Below are 15,467 nucleotides of genomic sequence, written 5' to 3' on the forward strand. Positions count from 1 at the left end.
ATACTTTATTTGAGCCAAGGCTCCCATGTAGCTTTATTTTCAGCAATCCATTTCTCTGCGACAGCTTTGGTGTCCATACCATCAACATCAGATTCATAGACTAGGTCTCCAGCTATTTTCGCTGTTAGATTGAATTTAAGCCACACATCATAAGCTTTTGGCCAAATAGCTTCACCACCAGCCCATGCAGATTTCCACATCTGGCCATTCGGACGGCCACAATCATGTGTCATGTCAGGGTTCATACCCCAGGATGCATCATCATAACAAGCGTCCTCATATTCAGGCCAAACAACAAATTCGCCAGGATACAATGCTGGAATCCAGTATGGCTCCCATGACCAAGCAACAATTGGCTGTTTACGTTTAATGGCAGCAACAAGGTCAGCTGATAAAGCACCATCACTGCCCGCATTAATGACTTCAAAATCCAGTCCCATGGCAGCAATACGCTCTGGGTCAGTGCCACCCCATTCTAAAGGCCCACTGAGGAAACGGGCTTTTGGCTCGGTCTCGACAATAGATAATGCCTTAACGCAATCAGGTTCCAGCAAAGCTTTCCAGTCTGGTAGGCCCGGGCAAACATCTTTCACATATAAGGGATACCACCAGTCTTCATTAACAGCGATGCCAATTTTACCCATATTGAGAACGTCACCCGTTGAAAAGGCTTCTTTCATGGCTGCTTTGGCAGTTGTATCCCAACCGGGGGAGCCAATATGAAGATCACCTTCACCCATGCCTGTGAATTGGCCGATATAATCCGCTGGCGTGTATTCTACATTATAACCAAGTGTTTTGATCAACTCGCCATAGATGTACATAATAATGTTATCACCAGAATAACCAATCATAACGATTTTAATTGGATCTTTTGATTCTGGGACTGCTGCTTTCGCTGCAGTCATACCAAAGATGCCGGCCACTAACCCGATCATGAGTGCACCTGTTATATGTTTTTTTATATTTTTTAACATTCCTTATCTCCTTGAAATTTTGGCATTGACGCCTAAATTTTCATTAATTTAATAAATAGGGAAAAATAACTTTACAAGCAATAACGAAAAAAAACAAGCGTTAACTTAAACGGTAATGATTGTTTTGAGTGATTTATGATTGCTTTACCTGTAATATAAGACATTATCACCAATAAAATCAGCTGACTATGAGACATTATGACCAATAAAATTAGAGACCCATACACTCGTCGTGCAAGCATTCAGAGACAACTCCTGTTGGATGGATCTGTCAATGTTGAGGCTTTGGCACTGGAACTTGATGTATCAGTAGCAACTATCCGCCGGGATCTGACAGCACTGGAAGATGATGGGACTGTACGAAGGACACACGGTGGGGCAACCACTACTGCATCTCGTGGGGCAGACCAAGCGTTTGCTTTACGTGAGAGTATTGATAGCGAAGCCAAGCGCCTTATAGCCCATGCCGCATTGGAACTCGTTGAAACAGACCAAACATTATTCATGAATGACGGCTCTACTATACTGGCTTTGGCGAAAGAGCTGTTGGCATCTGATGTTTCGCTAACAGTCGTGACGCCGGGGATCAATATTGCAACAATATTGTCTGAATCCCCTAGGATTGACGCATATCTTGCAGGTGGTCTAGTGCGGCATAAAAATCGTGGAACGGTGGGAAGTTTTGTTGAAGAAATGCTGTGTCAAATCAATGCTGATGTGGCTTTTATTGCAGTGGAGAGTATCTCATTAAACGAGGGGGTGACATTTTCCTACGAAACCGACGCCAAAATTGCGCGCATCATGAATAAGAAGGCAGGAAAAACCGTCGTATTAGCAACGGCACGAAAACTTGGGCAACTAGACCGCATGACCGCCTTCCAAACATCTGATGTAGACATACTAATTACAGACTGCACAGATGAGGATATCATTGGTGCAATAAGAGAGCTTGGTATTTCAGTTATTATTGCATCCAGTAAAGAACATTAAGAAAATAACGTTCAGGTGATTTCCTCTTAATTACAAGCCAATTCAGGTAAAACTGTTATGACAAGCACAGATACAATGAATTCCAAATCGACAGATAAGAAGATAAAACTTTCATGCCACAACGTTTGGAAAATTTTCGGAGAGAAGGCTGATAATTTTCTTGCACAGAATGGGGCATCAGCAACACCCGAAGCATTGAACGAAAGCGGACTTATCGCCGCAGTTTGTGATGCGTCTTTTGAAGTCTATGAGGGAGAAACCTTTATCATTATGGGATTGTCTGGTTCAGGGAAATCCACACTAGTGCGGTGTCTTTCAAGGCTTATTGAGTCAACATCTGGGACCGTAATCTTCGATGGCCAGGACCTAAAATCCATGTCCGATGCACAGTTGAATGATATTAGGCGCCATAAAATGGGCATGGTATTTCAGCATTTTGCCCTGTTACCACACCTAACTGTTTTAGGGAACGTTTCGTTTCCATTAGAAATTCAAGGTGTAGATAAATTGTCACGTGAGAAGCGGGCTCTGGACATGATTGAATTAGTTGGACTTCAAGGGCGGGAAAACTATTACCCACGAGAGCTGTCTGGAGGGCAACAACAACGTGTAGGTATAGCCCGGTCATTGGCTGTAGAGCCTGATATTTGGTTTCTTGATGAACCATTTTCGGCACTTGACCCGTTGATCCGCCGAGAAATGCAGGATGAGTTCATGCGCCTACAAAATGTTCTCCATAAGACCATTGTTTTTATTACTCATGATTTTGATGAGGCGATTAGGTTAGCCGACCGCATTGCAATTATGAAGGATGGTGAAATTGTTCAAATCGGCACACCGGAAGAGCTCCTGCTCAACCCTGCAACAGATTACGTTGAGGATTTTACCAAAGGAATATCCCGTTCCAAAGTCTTGTCTGTAAAATCTGTTATGGAGCCATCAGCTTCACACGAAAGTGTCGATACATCCATCTCTGTATCAGAACACGCTAAAATCAATGATATTGCTTCTGTAGTTCTGGATTATGGTGGCAATGTTATGGTGGTAAATGATAATAATCAAACTATAGGTGTATTGGCGCATAAGGTTGTTATCGACGTTTTGGTTACTAGAGATCAATGAGTTTTTTGGGATGGGGGGATTTAAACTAATTCATTTCAGGGTGCTTTCAGAGGAAACTTAACCTTGGCCAAATCTGAGGAATTCCTTAGACTCCCGGGAGGAAAACCCAAAACCCACTCTCAGCAGGCATAATAAGCATTGGTGGCGATGCAGTGCTGAATGAGCGGACGCCTCTCACGGCTGACCTGTAAGGTGCTGGATCGTGCCTCAACCCTTCCTCTAGATTCAAGTAAAAAGTCTGCCTAATGTATTATCTTCGTGGCACACAATCCCAAAGATTTTAATAAATAATTGGTGGGTGATGACGGGTTCGAACCGCCGACCCTCTGCGTGTAAAGCAGATGCTCTCCCAACTGAGCTAATCACCCACATTGCTGGATGGCTAAGATGTTTTGCCTCTGCCAAATCAGTGCGCACATTATAAGGTAATAGTATTTTAGGTCAATGATTAAATAGAGTTAATTCTTCAAACTCTGCAAATGCAGATAATTCCTGCATGGCAAGCTATAATACTCTATCGCTTTTATACACGGGCAATCCTTGCCTCCAACATTTAGGAAATTTTCATGGTTATTAAGCCTCGCGTTCGCGGTTTTATGTGCATTACCTCCCACCCTGTTGGCTGTGAAGCCAACGTCCAGAGCCAAATCGACTATGTTACCCAACAGGGCACTATAAACGGTGGTCCCAAAAAGGTATTGGTAATCGGCGCATCTACTGGTTATGGTTTGGCTTCACGCATTACTGCAGCTTTTACTAGCAACGCAGACACCCTTGGGCTGTTCTTTGAAAAAGAAGGCACAGAAAAGAAACCTGGCACCGCGGGCTGGTATAACTCTGCAGCCTTCCATAAAGCTGCAGAAGCCAAAGGCTTGTATGCTAAAAGCATTAATGGCGACGCTTTTTCTGATGCGCTAAAGCAAACCACCATAGACACCATAAAAGCAGACTTAGGCCAAGTTGACCTAGTGGTTTACAGCCTTGCATCACCTCGTCGCCAGCACCCTAAAACTGGGGAAGTTCATATGTCTACGTTAAAGCCAATCGGTAAAGACGTGGTTCAACAGGGTGTGGATACAGACAAGGGCATTATTAAGGAATTTGCCATTGGTGCAGCCAATCAAGAAGAAATTGATAATACCGTCGCTGTGATGGGTGGTGAAGATTGGCAGATGTGGATTAGTGCGTTAAGCGATGCCGGCGTTCTAGCTACAGGCTGCAAAACCACTGCATTTACCTATGTTGGAGAGAAAATAACCCGTGATATATACTGGGACGGTACTATTGGCCAAGCCAAGAAAGACCTAGATCACAAGGTTATTGGTATTCGTAAGCAAATGAACGCTATTGATGGTGATGCCCGCGTTTCAGTGCTTAAAGCGGTAGTTACACAGGCCAGTGCAGCTATACCTGTAATGCCGCTTTACCTGGGTTTGTTATTTAAGGTGATGAAGGCAGAAGGCACCCATGAAGGCTGCATTGAACAAATTGACTTGTTGTTCCGTGAAAGTTTGTACGGCACTAAACCTTACCAAGATGACGAAGGCCGCCTCAGGGCGGATTACAAAGAAATTAAACCCCATGTACAAGCCGAAGTGGAGGCGCTTTGGTCTAAAATTAACGACGAAAATTTGTTTGAAGTTAGCGATATGGTCGGTTATAAAGAAGAATTTTTACGACTATTTGGCTTTGGTATTGATGGCGTAGATTACGAGGCAGAGGTTAACCCTGTGGTGGCAATCAACAACGCTATCAGTGCCTAATTTAAACCCTATTAGCCTATAAATAGCCATTATATTGATGCAACGTAGGTTCTCATTAATGGCTCGAACAATTCCACTGAGTGCACTTTTAATAAAAATACTGACGATCTGACAAAGCGCCATACAAGTGCGCTACCTCATCGGCATAACCGTTGTAAAGTTGCGTTCGCTGGCGGCCAAAGCCACCAATAACGCGTTCCGACTTCTGCGACCACCGCGGGTGATTATGGTGGGGACTAACATTGGCGTAAAAGCCATACTCTCTAGAGTTTTGCTGCCACCAAGTAGTTTTTGGCATCTGCTCCACTAACTCAATACGCACAATAGATTTTGCATATTTAAAACCATACTTCCAAGGTAAAACCAAACGAATAGGCGCGCCAGTTTGCTGTTCCAACGGCTTGTCATAGATGCCCGTTGCAAGTAAGGCCAATGGATTCATGGCCTCGGCAATGGTCAAGCCTTCAGTATAAGGGCCACCAGCCCAATCGGCATTAGGCATTTGTTGAGCATCATTGGCCGTGATAAAGCGGACATACTTTGCACGGCTATTAGGTTGTGCAGAAGCGATAAGTTTGTGCAAAGGAATACCGTTCCAAGGGATCACCATCGACCATGCCTCAACACACCTAAAACGGCGCACATGGGATTCTATAGCAAACTCACTGTAGATATCGGCTAAATCATAAACACCTTTCTTGTCGGCACCTGCACCTGTAATTTCAACGGTCCAGGGTGAGGTTATCAAGGTTTTATCAGCTTCAGACGGATCGCTTTTGTCAAAACCAAATTCGTAGTAATTGTTGTAACTATTGATGGTTTTTAAGGGTGTAGGTTTAAGGGGTTCAGAGGTATCGTGGGCATCTGCCAATACACCACCAGCCAACGAAACTGCAGCCACAGCAGCCAACCCCGCCGCTATAATCTTTCGGCGATTACGAAAATCTTGTTCAGAAGTGATAATAGAGTTAGCAATAGGTTTCACAATACCGCCTTGTCGATGGAAGTTAACTCGGTTAATAAATCTTACCTAAGTGTTAACACAATGGATTCAGAAAAAGCCAATTAAACACTCGGTGGCAATTTAGAACTACGTTCGTTTTTCAATGCTCTTTAATTACACTTTAGCCACACTTTAACTAAGAGCAACTAGGTTCCAAACAGCCGCCACTGATGGTAATCCGGTGCATCAGACGTTGTTCACCATCATAGTCATTCAGCGCACAGTGCTGGGTCGCTCGATTATCCCATATTGCCAGAGAACCTTGCGTCCATTTAAAGCGACACGTAAATTCATTTTTGTAAGCATGTGAATACAAATAATCTAACAGTGGCTGCGACTCTTCCTTGCTCCACCCTTCAAACTTAACTGTGAATTCCCCATTGACATAAAGCGCCGACTTTCCAGATAGTGGGTGCTTGATTATCACAGGGTGGACCGCATCTTGAGTGGCCTCTTCGGCATTGCTTAGCCTGCCTTCCACCTCATCCAAACCGATATAGGCTGCCTCACCAAAGGCATGGCGACTAGAGTGCTCAGCGCGCATTCGCAGCAGGGTATTTTTCATGCCATCCGATAAGTGTTCGTAGGCGGCGTACATACTCGAAAATAATGTATCACCACCCAGTTTGGGAACCACACGGGCGTATAAAATTGACCCCATTGCCGGAACTTGATCATAACTATGATCCGTATGCCAGGTAGAACCAATGTTCAATTTCTGATGCGCTTCTTTGCGCACTTCTGCGATAACTGGATGACTATCTACTGCCTGGAAAAAGCGATTGACGCTTATCTCACCCCAACGTTTTGCAAATTCAATATGCTCATCAGGCGTTATGTTTTGATTTCGTATAAAAATTACGCTGTGCTTTACAAAAGCCTGCCGAAGTTCCAAAAATTGTTGGTCACTTAGGCCCCTTGCAATCTCTACACCACTTACTTCAGCACCAACAAAGCGGCTTAAAGGGGTCACTTTGATTGGTTTATATTGTGTTACCATGGAAATCAGCCTTAGATAACTCAAATGCAGAAGCGCTCACTTTGGCGCATGGCAAATTAGAACTTTTAGATGACAAAGATAGCAGCAGTGCCAAGGATAGGCTAGCAAAAAATACATAAATTACGGGCACAAAAAAACCGCATCTAAGCGGCCTAATCATTTCCAACAGCAATGTAAATGGCGGAACGGACGGGACTCGAACCCGCGACCCCCGGCGTGACAGGCCGGTATTCTAACCAGCTGAACTACCGCTCCGCATTATATTACTACTTCCAGCGTACACTTGGTGGGTGATGACGGGTTCGAACCGCCGACCCTCTGCGTGTAAAGCAGATGCTCTCCCAACTGAGCTAATCACCCAACGTACTAAGTGCCATTTATTTTCTATTTTAAGCCAAGTTCAAGGGTGACTTAAAGAAAATAAATGGCGGAACGGACGGGACTCGAACCCGCGACCCCCGGCGTGACAGGCCGGTATTCTAACCAGCTGAACTACCGCTCCGCATTTCCCTTTGGCTAACCGTGTTAGGCGTTGCCTTTAGGAGATGCGCATTTTAAAGATTTCCTCAGCCGTGTCAAACGTTTAGGCGAAAAAAGACCAATATTTTTTCATACTGGTTAAAAACCATACAGCTTTATTAAAAAATCAACACTTAAGCCACATCACTTGGAACCTAACCGTAGATGTAATAGTCTTAGTTTTATAAACTTATTTATGCCAACACAAGATTAATTTAAGGATTTGCACATGAAACCATTATTTTTTACCTTAGGTTTAAGTTTGAGCTTGTTAATGGGTGGCTGTGCTGTTAGCCCCCAATCTGTTTACTTACAACCACAAGCAACCCCTACGGGGCCTAGTTATGGCCAAGGACGTGCAATTACTATCAAGGTAGAGGACCGTCGCTCCAGCAGCGTTTTAGGCAGTCGTGGAGGTGTTTACGAATCTTCAAGTGTCATTACTATATCCAACGATATTACTGGCGCCCTGATGATTGCTGCTCAAGCATCTACAGCCCAGCTTGGATTTGATGGCTCTAGCTCTTTAGCACCGGCACAGCTTACGTTAATCCTTGAAGAACTAACTTATGACACGAAAACAAAAGGTCTAGTTAATACCATAAGTATTGACGCTAAGATCACCATAACTACTACCGTAGGTGATAGCAGCCACACGGGACATTATCGAACTCAGCGTAGCCACGAGTTCTCGCAACTGCCTGATGCGCAAAAAAATCAGGAAATCATCAGCGAAGCCTTAAGCATGAGCCTAGAGCGCGGCTTTAGCGACATCAGTCTTGCCAACTTCTTGGGCCAGAACTAGCCTAATGAACTAAACTTGCAGGTGATGGCGACTTGTCTGTTGGTTAGTCGGCCTCTTTAAAATCTAGGGCAACGGAGTTAATGCAATAGCGCAGACCCGTTTCTGGGGGACCATCGGGGAATACATGGCCCAAATGAGCACCACAATCATCACACATTACTTCAGTTCGGCTCATGCCATGGGTCACGTCTAGCTCTTCTTTAACGGCAGGGCCATTTGCTGGTGCGCTGAAACTCGGCCAACCGCAACCTGCATCGAACTTGGATTGGCTAGAAAACAGTTCTGCACCACAACAGTGACAATGATACTTGCCGTTTTCAAAGTGCTGATCATATTGGCCTGTATGGGGTCTTTCTGTGCCTTTTTGACGGCACACAGCAAAGGCTTCTGGGCTTAATTCCTCACGCCATTGTGCTTCAGATTTAGGGGTGCTTGCCTTGCCACTGTTAGTTTTAGCCATTTGTGTACTCCTTTTTTCGGTAAAAAATAGTCAGTATTGGTTAAATAATACTGTTTGATGACGTTTTTATAGTTTTATAAAAGTTTTCTAGCACGTATGATAAGTTATTATTATCACATAAAATCTATAAGTTCGATGAGATCACGTTTATGAATATGATACGCAAATCGCAGAAATTGATAAACGTATGCTACGACATTCGTGGCCCAGTGCTTGAAGAAGCTAAACGCCTAGAAGATGAAGGCAGCCGTGTCATTAAACTTAATATTGGCAACCCTGCTCCCTTTGGTTTTGAAGCGCCAGAAGAAATCGTCCAAGATGTGATTCATAACCTTCCTAATGCCCAAGGTTACTGCGATTCTAAAGGCCTATTTGCAGCTCGTAAAGCCGTTATGCACGAATGTCAGCGTAAGAGCATAAAGCACGTCACCATAGAAGACATTTACATTGGTAACGGCGTTAGCGAGCTTATCGTTATGGCCATGCAGGGCCTTTTGAATGAAGGCGATGAAATGCTTATCCCTGCGCCAGATTATCCCCTTTGGACTGCCGCAACCTCCTTATCCGGCGGTACACCAGTTCATTACCGTTGCGATGAAGACAATGGTTGGCAGCCAGATCTTGAAGATATGGCATCTAAAATTACTGACCGTACTCGTGGAATTGTGGTGATCAATCCCAACAACCCCACGGGGGCAGTTTATTCTAAAGAAACCCTTGAAGCGATTATTGAACTGGCCCGTAAAAATGGCCTTATTATCTTTGCCGACGAAATTTACGATAAGATTCTTTACGAAGACGCTAAGTTTACGCCCATGGCGAGCTTGGCTGATGATGTGTTATTTATGAGTTTTAATGGCTTGTCTAAAACATACCGTGCTGCGGGTTTCCGTTCTGGCTGGGTGGTGTTGTCTGGGGCTAAACATAAGGCTAAAGACTACATCCAAGGTCTGGACATGTTAGCCAGTATGCGTTTGTGCTCTAACGTACCTAGTCAGTACGCTATTCAAACGGCATTAGGTGGCTACCAAAGCATTAAGGAACTAACTTGTGAAGGTGGTCGTTTAAAGCGCCAGCGCGATATGGCATGGCGAATGTTAGATGCCCTACCTGGCGTGACTTGTCATAAACCTGAAGGCGCATTGTATTTATTCCCACGTTTAGACCCTGAGATCTACCACGTTGAAAATGATGAAAAGTTTGCCTTTGATCTGCTGTCGCAGCAGAAGGTATTAGTGGTTCAAGGTAGTGGTTTTAATATGCCTGACAGCCAGCACTTCCGCATTGTATTTTTGCCCCATGAGGAGCAACTCATCGAGGCCGTAGGCCGTATTGCCACTTTCTTAGGCACTTTGCGCAAGTAATACTGTGCGCTTGAATTGTTTCATCTTAGTCTCTGGTGTGGCTTCATGTGCTCAATTGTGCTGAATGCTCACAGTGAGCTAATGCCTACTGTGCCTGCAGCTGCTACAGGATTGCCTAAAGGATACAAAACCACGTCGTGGAAACCGCAGATCACCGGCACTAGGCCTGCCAAATCTTGATCCAATTGTGGGTCGCCTGAATCTACTAACAACGGCCTGCCTTTCAGCTCTTTGAGTTTGGTTTTAGTAGCTACAATGTGAATATTGCCTAAGCCTAACTGCTTAATTAGTTCTGGGCTAAGTTGTTGGTTACCACGTCCTAGCACGTGACCCTGACCACCAATTAAAGTAATAAAAAGCTCTGCCGCCTGCTGATCACATAAATCGAGCAGCTGTTGCGCTGTTACGTCACTAGCAATTACGTGCCCATCTTCGATAACGTCCACACCTAATAACGTATTCTCTAGGCCTAAGTAATGCATCACAGCTGCCACGGTAGAACCAGAGCCCATGATATACCTAACGCCAGGTTCCATAAGTTCTTCCACATGGGCTGCTATATCATCTAATACCAAAGCTTCAACTTCTTTGGATCCTTCTTTCGCTCCATCTTTGGTGGCCTGCATGTACTGATGCGACTCAGGCACTTGTAACTCGCCGTAATAGCGGGCTTTTACTCGGCCTGCACGAAACTCTTCTTCATCGATATCACGTACTTCTTGGCTGCGCAAACTCACCAACTCACCCCTCACTAACTGAGCGATAACCTGACCTGCCGCCGCGGGCGTAATACCATACACTCCCGAATGGATTTTCACACCCGCTGGTATGCCCACCACAGGCACTTGATCACCAATAGCTTGTAGGAGATCTCTTGCAGTGCCATCGCCACCTACAAACACCAGCAGATCCACACCTTTTTTTAGCAGTATTTGGGCAGCCGCCATGGTGTCGGCAGCGCTTGATGGTTGGGTTTTTGCTTGGCCACAAACCTGAGTTTTTAAGCCTGCTGCTAGGGCACAGTCAGCACCCATATTCCCTGCAAAGGCATAAACACACACATCAAGCCCTGCAACCTCAGCTAATGCCTGCAGACAGCGCAAGTTAGCCTTTGGCACGGCGCCAAGGGCCAGTGCTTCGTCTGCTACATTATCGCTGCCTTTTAATGCCACACTGCCACCTAGACCAGCCAATGGATTGACTACTAAACCAATATTAAACGTCATTTAATGTGTCTCATGCTCAATACCAAAACCCAAACCACCCATCATGGCTGCACACTCAGAGTTAGTTATGCCTTGCAATTGAAGGCTAGAAAATTCACGTCTAACAGGATAGTTTTTCCGTAGCAGATCAAAATCATTGCTTTGGCGCATACGTGCATTATCTTCCATCAACGGATAAACACTGCTGCATGCAGCAGCTATAACTTCTTGGGCCGTTGCAGCTGGATTAATTTGCAACCTTGCAAGATCGGGTTGTGGAATTAAGTCTTCTACCCTGAGGCTAGCTGGCAGACCAAAGTGCTCACACAAGGATTGATATATCATCGATGTACCACGCATTTTCCCTTCTAAAGAGTGCCCTGCTATGTGGGGTGTAACACAATGACAGTAGTCAAATAGGCGCTTGTCTATATCGGGTTCTTGATGCCATACATCCATAAACAAATGAAGATCGTTATGTTTTTGTTGGCGCTCTAAAAGTGCCTGTTGATCCACTACCTCGCCCCGCCCTGCACTAATGAGCACAGTGCCTTTGGCTAGGTTTTTAACCCGTGTTTGATTTAGCAAATTTTCAGTGGCATGGCCACCGGTTTTGGTAAGTGGCGTATGCAAACAGACAATTTGGCAGCGCCCTAACAACTCGTCTAGTTCAACATAGCCTTCATGCCCTGCATCTACTTTGGGGGGGTCACATTGCAGCAGGTTAAAGCCAGCTTTGTGTAACCGCTGGGCCAACCGACCACCTACGTTACCAGCGCCTACAATGCCAATCGTTTGTTGGCGAGGATCAACACCCAGCGTTTGCCAAGCATGGTTAAGGCAGGCAATCACATAGTCTCCTACCCCTGCAGCGTTGCACCCAGGAGCATTGCGCCAAACGATGTTATTGGTGTCCATGTAATCTGTAGCCAAATGATCGGTGCCAATAGTGCAGGTACCCACAAACTGAACCTTGCTACCTTTTAGCAAAGCAGGGGTCACTTTAGCGGTTGATCGCAATACCAAGGCATCTGCATGGACTACTTGCTCTGAATCAATTGAACGGCCGTTGACCCGTGTGATTTGCGCTAGGTCACCAAAAAATTCATCAAGCAGCAAAATATTTTCATCAGCTACTAAGTTAATTGGGGGCATTAATTCGCTCCTAGGTTGGTGATCATATGAGAGGGGTCTCTGCCCTGTAGGATGACTTGGTCTTGATTGGCACTGGCATACCATTGATTCAAATTTACAATACCACCATCAACTTCCATGGTGGGATAAGCTAAACTGTGACGATGACAAAAATCAGCTACTTTGGGGTGGCACCAACGAAATAGGGTTTGTTGGTATTCTAAGCCCAATAGTTGCGGCCGGTTATAACTACCTTGCAGATCACGCTGACGTTGAGCTTCAAGTAATATTATGGCAGCGGCCACAGACACGTTAAACGAGTGCACCATCCCTAACATAGGAATCACCACTTGGTGGTCTGATTCGGCTACAGCTGCAGGACTTACACCATGTTTTTCTGCACCTAATATCAGCGCCGTAGGTAAAGTGTAATCCAATTCACGATAATCGACAGCTTGGTCGCTAAAGTGGGCTGAAACCAACTGCATACCTTGTTGTTTAGCCGTAGTTAAAGCACTAACAATGTTGTTATGGGCCACCAGGTTCACCCACTGCTGGCTACCCCGGGCGGTGCGCTTGTGCTCTCGAAACCCCTCTACTGGGGTGACCACATGGGCACTGTGTACACCAACCGCATCACAGGTACGAATCAACGCTGCAATATTTTGAGTTTTATTTACTTGGTCGGTAATAATGGTCAAATCAAGCTGGCGGCAAGCCAAGGTGGCTTTATATTTTGCCAAACGAGCAGGGGTCATAGATTTCCGGCCAAAGGGTTATTTATCAACCCCTAATGATACCAATTTATTGATTAGATTTGTTACACTACATTCATTATTGCGGTTTATCCAACTCTTCACTACACAATAAATGATACAAAACAACACAACACCTATTATTGCTTACCAAGGCCACCAAGGTGCTTATTCTCACTTATCCTGCCAACGGGTGTTTCCAGACTTTGAAACCCATGCGTGCATGACCTTTAGCGCGGCTATGGCCATGGTAGAACGGGGCGAAGCACACATTGCCATGATACCCGTGGAAAACTCTACTGCAGGCCGGGTGGAAGAAATCTACCGCCAATTACCTCACACTTCGTTATACGTTATTGGTGAGCATTATGAACCCGTTAACCATTGTTTACTGGGTTTAAAAAACAGTTCAATAGCGCAAATTACAACTGTCGGTTCTCACCCACAAGCTTTAGCTCAATGTGACGAGCACCTCGCTCAGCTTAAAATACTGCCTGTGGCAACATTAGACACAGCAGGCGCTGCCCTTGAAGTGAGCCAAAGAGGTGACCTCAGCCATGGTGCTATAGCATCTAGCTTAGCCGCAAAGCTGTATGATTTGAAAATTTTACAAGAGAACTTTCAAGACGTTCAAGGCAATACAACCCGTTTTTTAATCTTGTCTCGTGAGCACAAAATTCCCACTCAAATTACAGGCCAAAAATACATCACTTCGTTTTTGTTTACCGTACGTAACATTCCTTCGGCCCTATACAAGGCCATGGGGGGCCTAGCCACCAATAACGTTAACCTAATCAAGCTAGAAAGCTACACCCCAGACGGGCGCATGGTGGCGACTCAGTTTCACATTGATGCTGAAGCACATCCAAACGATGCCAACATGATTTTAGCCATGGACGAATTGGCATATTTCGCTAAGGATATTCGTATGCTCGGTACCTACGCTGCCAGTGACTATCGTTACCATAGCACTTAAAAAGCTCGAGCAGACGAAATACTAAGCTGCTATGCCAGCATGCAACAGCGTATCTTGTAGCTTCCGACCAAGCCGTCAACACTGTAGAATTAACGTTAACAAACATCTTTTTTTTAGTAACAATCAAAACTAACTAAGCCAGCACTGAGAGCCAAATACATGTCCAAATACACCAAACCACTTTATGCATTGGCGCTTGTGATACTTTTTTCGGCGGGCCTGCTATTAGCTAAATATGCACCTTGGGAAGGACAAAATGGTGCCAACGCAGGTTATGCTAATTTAGGTGGGGACTTTATATTAGACAGCGATGGTGGCCCAGTTAATCTTGAAGACTTTCGTGGCCAATTGGTGTTAATGTATTTTGGTTTTACTTCATGCCCCGATGTATGCCCAACTGCGCTCTCTACCATTGCCGCTAGCATGCGCCAGTTAACGCCGACTCTAGAAGCACAAATCCAACCGTTATTTGTGAGCGTAGATCCGGCCCGTGACACGCTAGATAATTTAGCTAAATACAGCGCCTATTTTCATCCTAGAATGTTGGGTGTTACGGGCAGCATCGAAGCACTTGACCAGTTAGTCAAGAACTATGGTGCATACTACCGTCATATTACACTGGAAAATTCGGTCTTAGGCTATACCGTAGATCACACTTCACGGGTGTACCTTATAGGCCGCCAAGGTCAACTCATTAGCACCATTGCCCACGGCACTTCAGTGGATGATGTGACGGTATTACTTAAGCAGCATTTATAGGTTTTTCCTCCGGGCTTTTTCCTCAGGCCAATACAATTGATCAAGCACCACCTGCCCACCATACGTCTGCTGCAGCCGCGATAGCAATAATGCTGCCTGGGTTGGCAAGCCATGTGAAAAATAAGCCCGCGCCTGAGCTGACACGGCTAACCTAAAGGCCAAATCATCAGTTTCTTCAAAAGCTAGGTTATCAGCGCTGGCAACAAATACTCGCCGACTCGCCATGCTAAACAACCACTCTAGGGCCTGAGGTTTAACTTCTACCATTTCAAATGCTGTTTGCTGTTGTTGACTGCGTCCATCTGGTCGGTACCAATAACCAAAGTCTTCAAGTAATCGGCGCTCCAAACCTGCTACACACCAATGTGATATTTCGTGTAAGGCGCTGGCAAAATAGCCATGGGCAAATACAATGCGATGACAGCTTCGCTGCGCATTGGCCGGCTCATAAACTGGCTCATCTAGTTCTCCATAGCGCCCATCACACAAGGCACACAGTAAACGTGTATTGTGAGATTCAGCAAACAGCCCATCAAACAGGGTGATGATTTCGTGACACTGGCATTGAGGGTGTTTAGGCATTAGTTAACCATGGCCGAATATGACGAAAGGGGCTATTATAGCCCATCTTTTTT

Annotated in this window: 15 protein-coding genes and 4 tRNA genes; 7 read left to right on the forward strand and 12 right to left on the reverse strand. The window is 45.2% G+C overall.

Annotation, left to right across the window (positions count from 1 at the left end; genetic code table 11):
- Nucleotides 1-5: 5 nt before the first annotated feature.
- Nucleotides 6-977 (reverse strand): ABC transporter substrate-binding protein, encoded by a 972-nt coding sequence (locus ABXT70_RS08335; RefSeq protein ID WP_443640032.1) that lies wholly within the window; start codon nucleotides 975-977, stop codon nucleotides 6-8.
- Between the two features lie 198 nt (nucleotides 978-1,175).
- On the opposite strand from ABXT70_RS08335, the gene ABXT70_RS08340 reads away from it, so the two are divergent.
- Both ABXT70_RS08340 and ABXT70_RS08345 read left to right on the forward strand, forming a co-directional pair.
- Complete coding sequence (locus tag ABXT70_RS08340) at nucleotides 1,176-1,967, forward strand: DeoR/GlpR family DNA-binding transcription regulator (protein ID WP_443640033.1); 792 nt, start codon at nucleotides 1,176-1,178, stop codon at nucleotides 1,965-1,967.
- A 57-nt stretch (nucleotides 1,968-2,024) separates the two neighbouring features.
- A complete protein-coding gene (locus ABXT70_RS08345; RefSeq protein ID WP_443640034.1) occupies nucleotides 2,025-3,089 on the forward strand; it encodes a quaternary amine ABC transporter ATP-binding protein in 1,065 nt (354 codons plus the stop codon).
- 292 nt (nucleotides 3,090-3,381) lie between these two features.
- Here ABXT70_RS08345 and ABXT70_RS08350 read toward each other — a convergent pair.
- Nucleotides 3,382-3,457 (reverse strand) — tRNA-Val (locus tag ABXT70_RS08350).
- 198 nt (nucleotides 3,458-3,655) lie between these two features.
- Between ABXT70_RS08350 and fabV the strand changes: the two genes are divergently transcribed.
- A complete protein-coding gene (fabV, locus tag ABXT70_RS08355) occupies nucleotides 3,656-4,852 on the forward strand; it encodes an enoyl-ACP reductase FabV (RefSeq protein WP_443640035.1) in 1,197 nt (398 codons plus the stop codon).
- 88 nt (nucleotides 4,853-4,940) lie between these two features.
- On the opposite strand, the gene msrP is transcribed toward fabV, so the two are convergent.
- The 5 genes from msrP to ABXT70_RS08380 all read right to left on the reverse strand — a co-directional run bounded on the left by msrP (nucleotide 4,941) and on the right by ABXT70_RS08380 (nucleotide 7,357).
- Complete coding sequence (gene msrP, locus ABXT70_RS08360) at nucleotides 4,941-5,837, reverse strand: protein-methionine-sulfoxide reductase catalytic subunit MsrP (protein ID WP_443640036.1); 897 nt, start codon at nucleotides 5,835-5,837, stop codon at nucleotides 4,941-4,943.
- Between the two features lie 154 nt (nucleotides 5,838-5,991).
- Nucleotides 5,992-6,855, reverse strand: a complete 864-nt coding sequence (locus tag ABXT70_RS08365) for a TauD/TfdA dioxygenase family protein (protein WP_443640037.1) — start codon at nucleotides 6,853-6,855, stop codon at nucleotides 5,992-5,994.
- Nucleotides 6,856-7,033: 178 nt separating this feature from the next.
- Nucleotides 7,034-7,110, reverse strand: a tRNA-Asp gene (locus ABXT70_RS08370).
- A gap of 29 nt (nucleotides 7,111-7,139) precedes the next feature.
- Nucleotides 7,140-7,215: transfer RNA gene (locus ABXT70_RS08375), tRNA-Val, on the reverse strand.
- A 65-nt stretch (nucleotides 7,216-7,280) separates the two neighbouring features.
- A tRNA-Asp gene (locus ABXT70_RS08380) sits at nucleotides 7,281-7,357 on the reverse strand.
- A 246-nt stretch (nucleotides 7,358-7,603) separates the two neighbouring features.
- Between ABXT70_RS08380 and ABXT70_RS08385 the strand changes: the two genes are divergently transcribed.
- Nucleotides 7,604-8,179, forward strand: coding sequence for a YajG family lipoprotein (locus ABXT70_RS08385; protein ID WP_443640038.1), 576 nt, complete (start codon nucleotides 7,604-7,606; stop codon nucleotides 8,177-8,179).
- A 43-nt stretch (nucleotides 8,180-8,222) separates the two neighbouring features.
- Here ABXT70_RS08385 and msrB read toward each other — a convergent pair whose 3' ends face one another.
- Nucleotides 8,223-8,639 (reverse strand): peptide-methionine (R)-S-oxide reductase MsrB, encoded by a 417-nt coding sequence (gene msrB / locus ABXT70_RS08390; RefSeq protein WP_443640039.1) that lies wholly within the window; start codon nucleotides 8,637-8,639, stop codon nucleotides 8,223-8,225.
- A gap of 149 nt (nucleotides 8,640-8,788) precedes the next feature.
- On the opposite strand from msrB, the gene ABXT70_RS08395 reads away from it, so the two are divergent.
- Entirely contained in the window at nucleotides 8,789-10,003 is a 1,215-nt protein-coding gene (locus tag ABXT70_RS08395; RefSeq protein WP_443640040.1) for a pyridoxal phosphate-dependent aminotransferase, read from the forward strand.
- 68 nt (nucleotides 10,004-10,071) lie between these two features.
- On the opposite strand, the gene ABXT70_RS08400 is transcribed toward ABXT70_RS08395, so the two are convergent.
- The 3 genes from ABXT70_RS08400 to trmH are packed head-to-tail and all read right to left on the reverse strand — an operon-like array spanning nucleotide 10,072 to nucleotide 13,100.
- Nucleotides 10,072-11,229 carry an ATP-NAD kinase family protein gene (locus tag ABXT70_RS08400; RefSeq protein WP_443640041.1) on the reverse strand — a complete coding sequence of 386 codons (1,158 nt, stop codon included), beginning with the start codon at nucleotides 11,227-11,229 and terminating at the stop codon, nucleotides 10,072-10,074.
- Entirely contained in the window at nucleotides 11,230-12,363 is a 1,134-nt protein-coding gene (locus ABXT70_RS08405) for a 4-phosphoerythronate dehydrogenase (RefSeq protein WP_443640042.1), read from the reverse strand.
- Nucleotides 12,363-13,100: a tRNA (guanosine(18)-2'-O)-methyltransferase TrmH gene (trmH, locus tag ABXT70_RS08410; protein WP_443640043.1), complete on the reverse strand. Its 738-nt coding sequence runs from the start codon at nucleotides 13,098-13,100 to the stop codon at nucleotides 12,363-12,365. The genes ABXT70_RS08405 and trmH overlap by 1 nt, the downstream gene beginning before the upstream one ends.
- Before the next feature lie 112 nt (nucleotides 13,101-13,212).
- Here trmH and ABXT70_RS08415 point away from each other — a divergent pair, with 112 nt between their 5' ends.
- Complete coding sequence (locus ABXT70_RS08415) at nucleotides 13,213-14,073, forward strand: prephenate dehydratase (RefSeq protein ID WP_443640044.1); 861 nt, start codon at nucleotides 13,213-13,215, stop codon at nucleotides 14,071-14,073.
- 159 nt (nucleotides 14,074-14,232) lie between these two features.
- On the forward strand, nucleotides 14,233-14,832 hold the full coding sequence (locus tag ABXT70_RS08420) for an SCO family protein (protein WP_443640045.1): 600 nt from the start codon (nucleotides 14,233-14,235) through the stop codon (nucleotides 14,830-14,832).
- Here the strand turns inward: ABXT70_RS08420 and ABXT70_RS08425 are convergent.
- A complete protein-coding gene (locus ABXT70_RS08425) occupies nucleotides 14,827-15,414 on the reverse strand; it encodes an elongation factor P hydroxylase (protein WP_443640046.1) in 588 nt (195 codons plus the stop codon). The two genes, ABXT70_RS08420 and ABXT70_RS08425, sit on opposite strands and share 6 nt — an antisense overlap.
- Nucleotides 15,415-15,467: the final 53 nt, after the last annotated feature.

The sequence above is a fragment of the Candidatus Njordibacter sp. Uisw_039 genome, from assembly GCF_047730075.1.
GTDB lineage: Bacteria > Pseudomonadota > Gammaproteobacteria > Pseudomonadales > Balneatricaceae > Njordibacter.

Bases quoted from the DNA above. Each gene is read 5' to 3' on its own strand.
- msrB (WP_443640039.1), bottom strand. From the start codon at position 8,639: ATGGCTAAAACTAACAGTGGCAAGGCAAGCACCCCTAAATCTGAAGCA.
- ABXT70_RS08425 (WP_443640046.1), bottom strand. From the start codon at position 15,414: ATGCCTAAACACCCTCAATGCCAGTGTCACGAAATCATCACCCTGTTT.
- ABXT70_RS08340 (WP_443640033.1), top strand. From the start codon at position 1,176: ATGACCAATAAAATTAGAGACCCATACACTCGTCGTGCAAGCATTCAG.
- ABXT70_RS08400 (WP_443640041.1), bottom strand. From the start codon at position 11,229: ATGACGTTTAATATTGGTTTAGTAGTCAATCCATTGGCTGGTCTAGGT.
- trmH (WP_443640043.1), bottom strand. From the start codon at position 13,100: ATGACCCCTGCTCGTTTGGCAAAATATAAAGCCACCTTGGCTTGCCGC.
- ABXT70_RS08335 (WP_443640032.1), bottom strand. From the start codon at position 977: ATGTTAAAAAATATAAAAAAACATATAACAGGTGCACTCATGATCGGG.
- fabV (WP_443640035.1), top strand. From the start codon at position 3,656: ATGGTTATTAAGCCTCGCGTTCGCGGTTTTATGTGCATTACCTCCCAC.
- ABXT70_RS08365 (WP_443640037.1), bottom strand. From the start codon at position 6,855: ATGGTAACACAATATAAACCAATCAAAGTGACCCCTTTAAGCCGCTTT.
- ABXT70_RS08345 (WP_443640034.1), top strand. From the start codon at position 2,025: ATGACAAGCACAGATACAATGAATTCCAAATCGACAGATAAGAAGATA.
- ABXT70_RS08420 (WP_443640045.1), top strand. From the start codon at position 14,233: ATGTCCAAATACACCAAACCACTTTATGCATTGGCGCTTGTGATACTT.
- ABXT70_RS08395 (WP_443640040.1), top strand. From the start codon at position 8,789: ATGAATATGATACGCAAATCGCAGAAATTGATAAACGTATGCTACGAC.
- ABXT70_RS08405 (WP_443640042.1), bottom strand. From the start codon at position 12,363: ATGCCCCCAATTAACTTAGTAGCTGATGAAAATATTTTGCTGCTTGAT.
- ABXT70_RS08415 (WP_443640044.1), top strand. From the start codon at position 13,213: ATGATACAAAACAACACAACACCTATTATTGCTTACCAAGGCCACCAA.
- ABXT70_RS08385 (WP_443640038.1), top strand. From the start codon at position 7,604: ATGAAACCATTATTTTTTACCTTAGGTTTAAGTTTGAGCTTGTTAATG.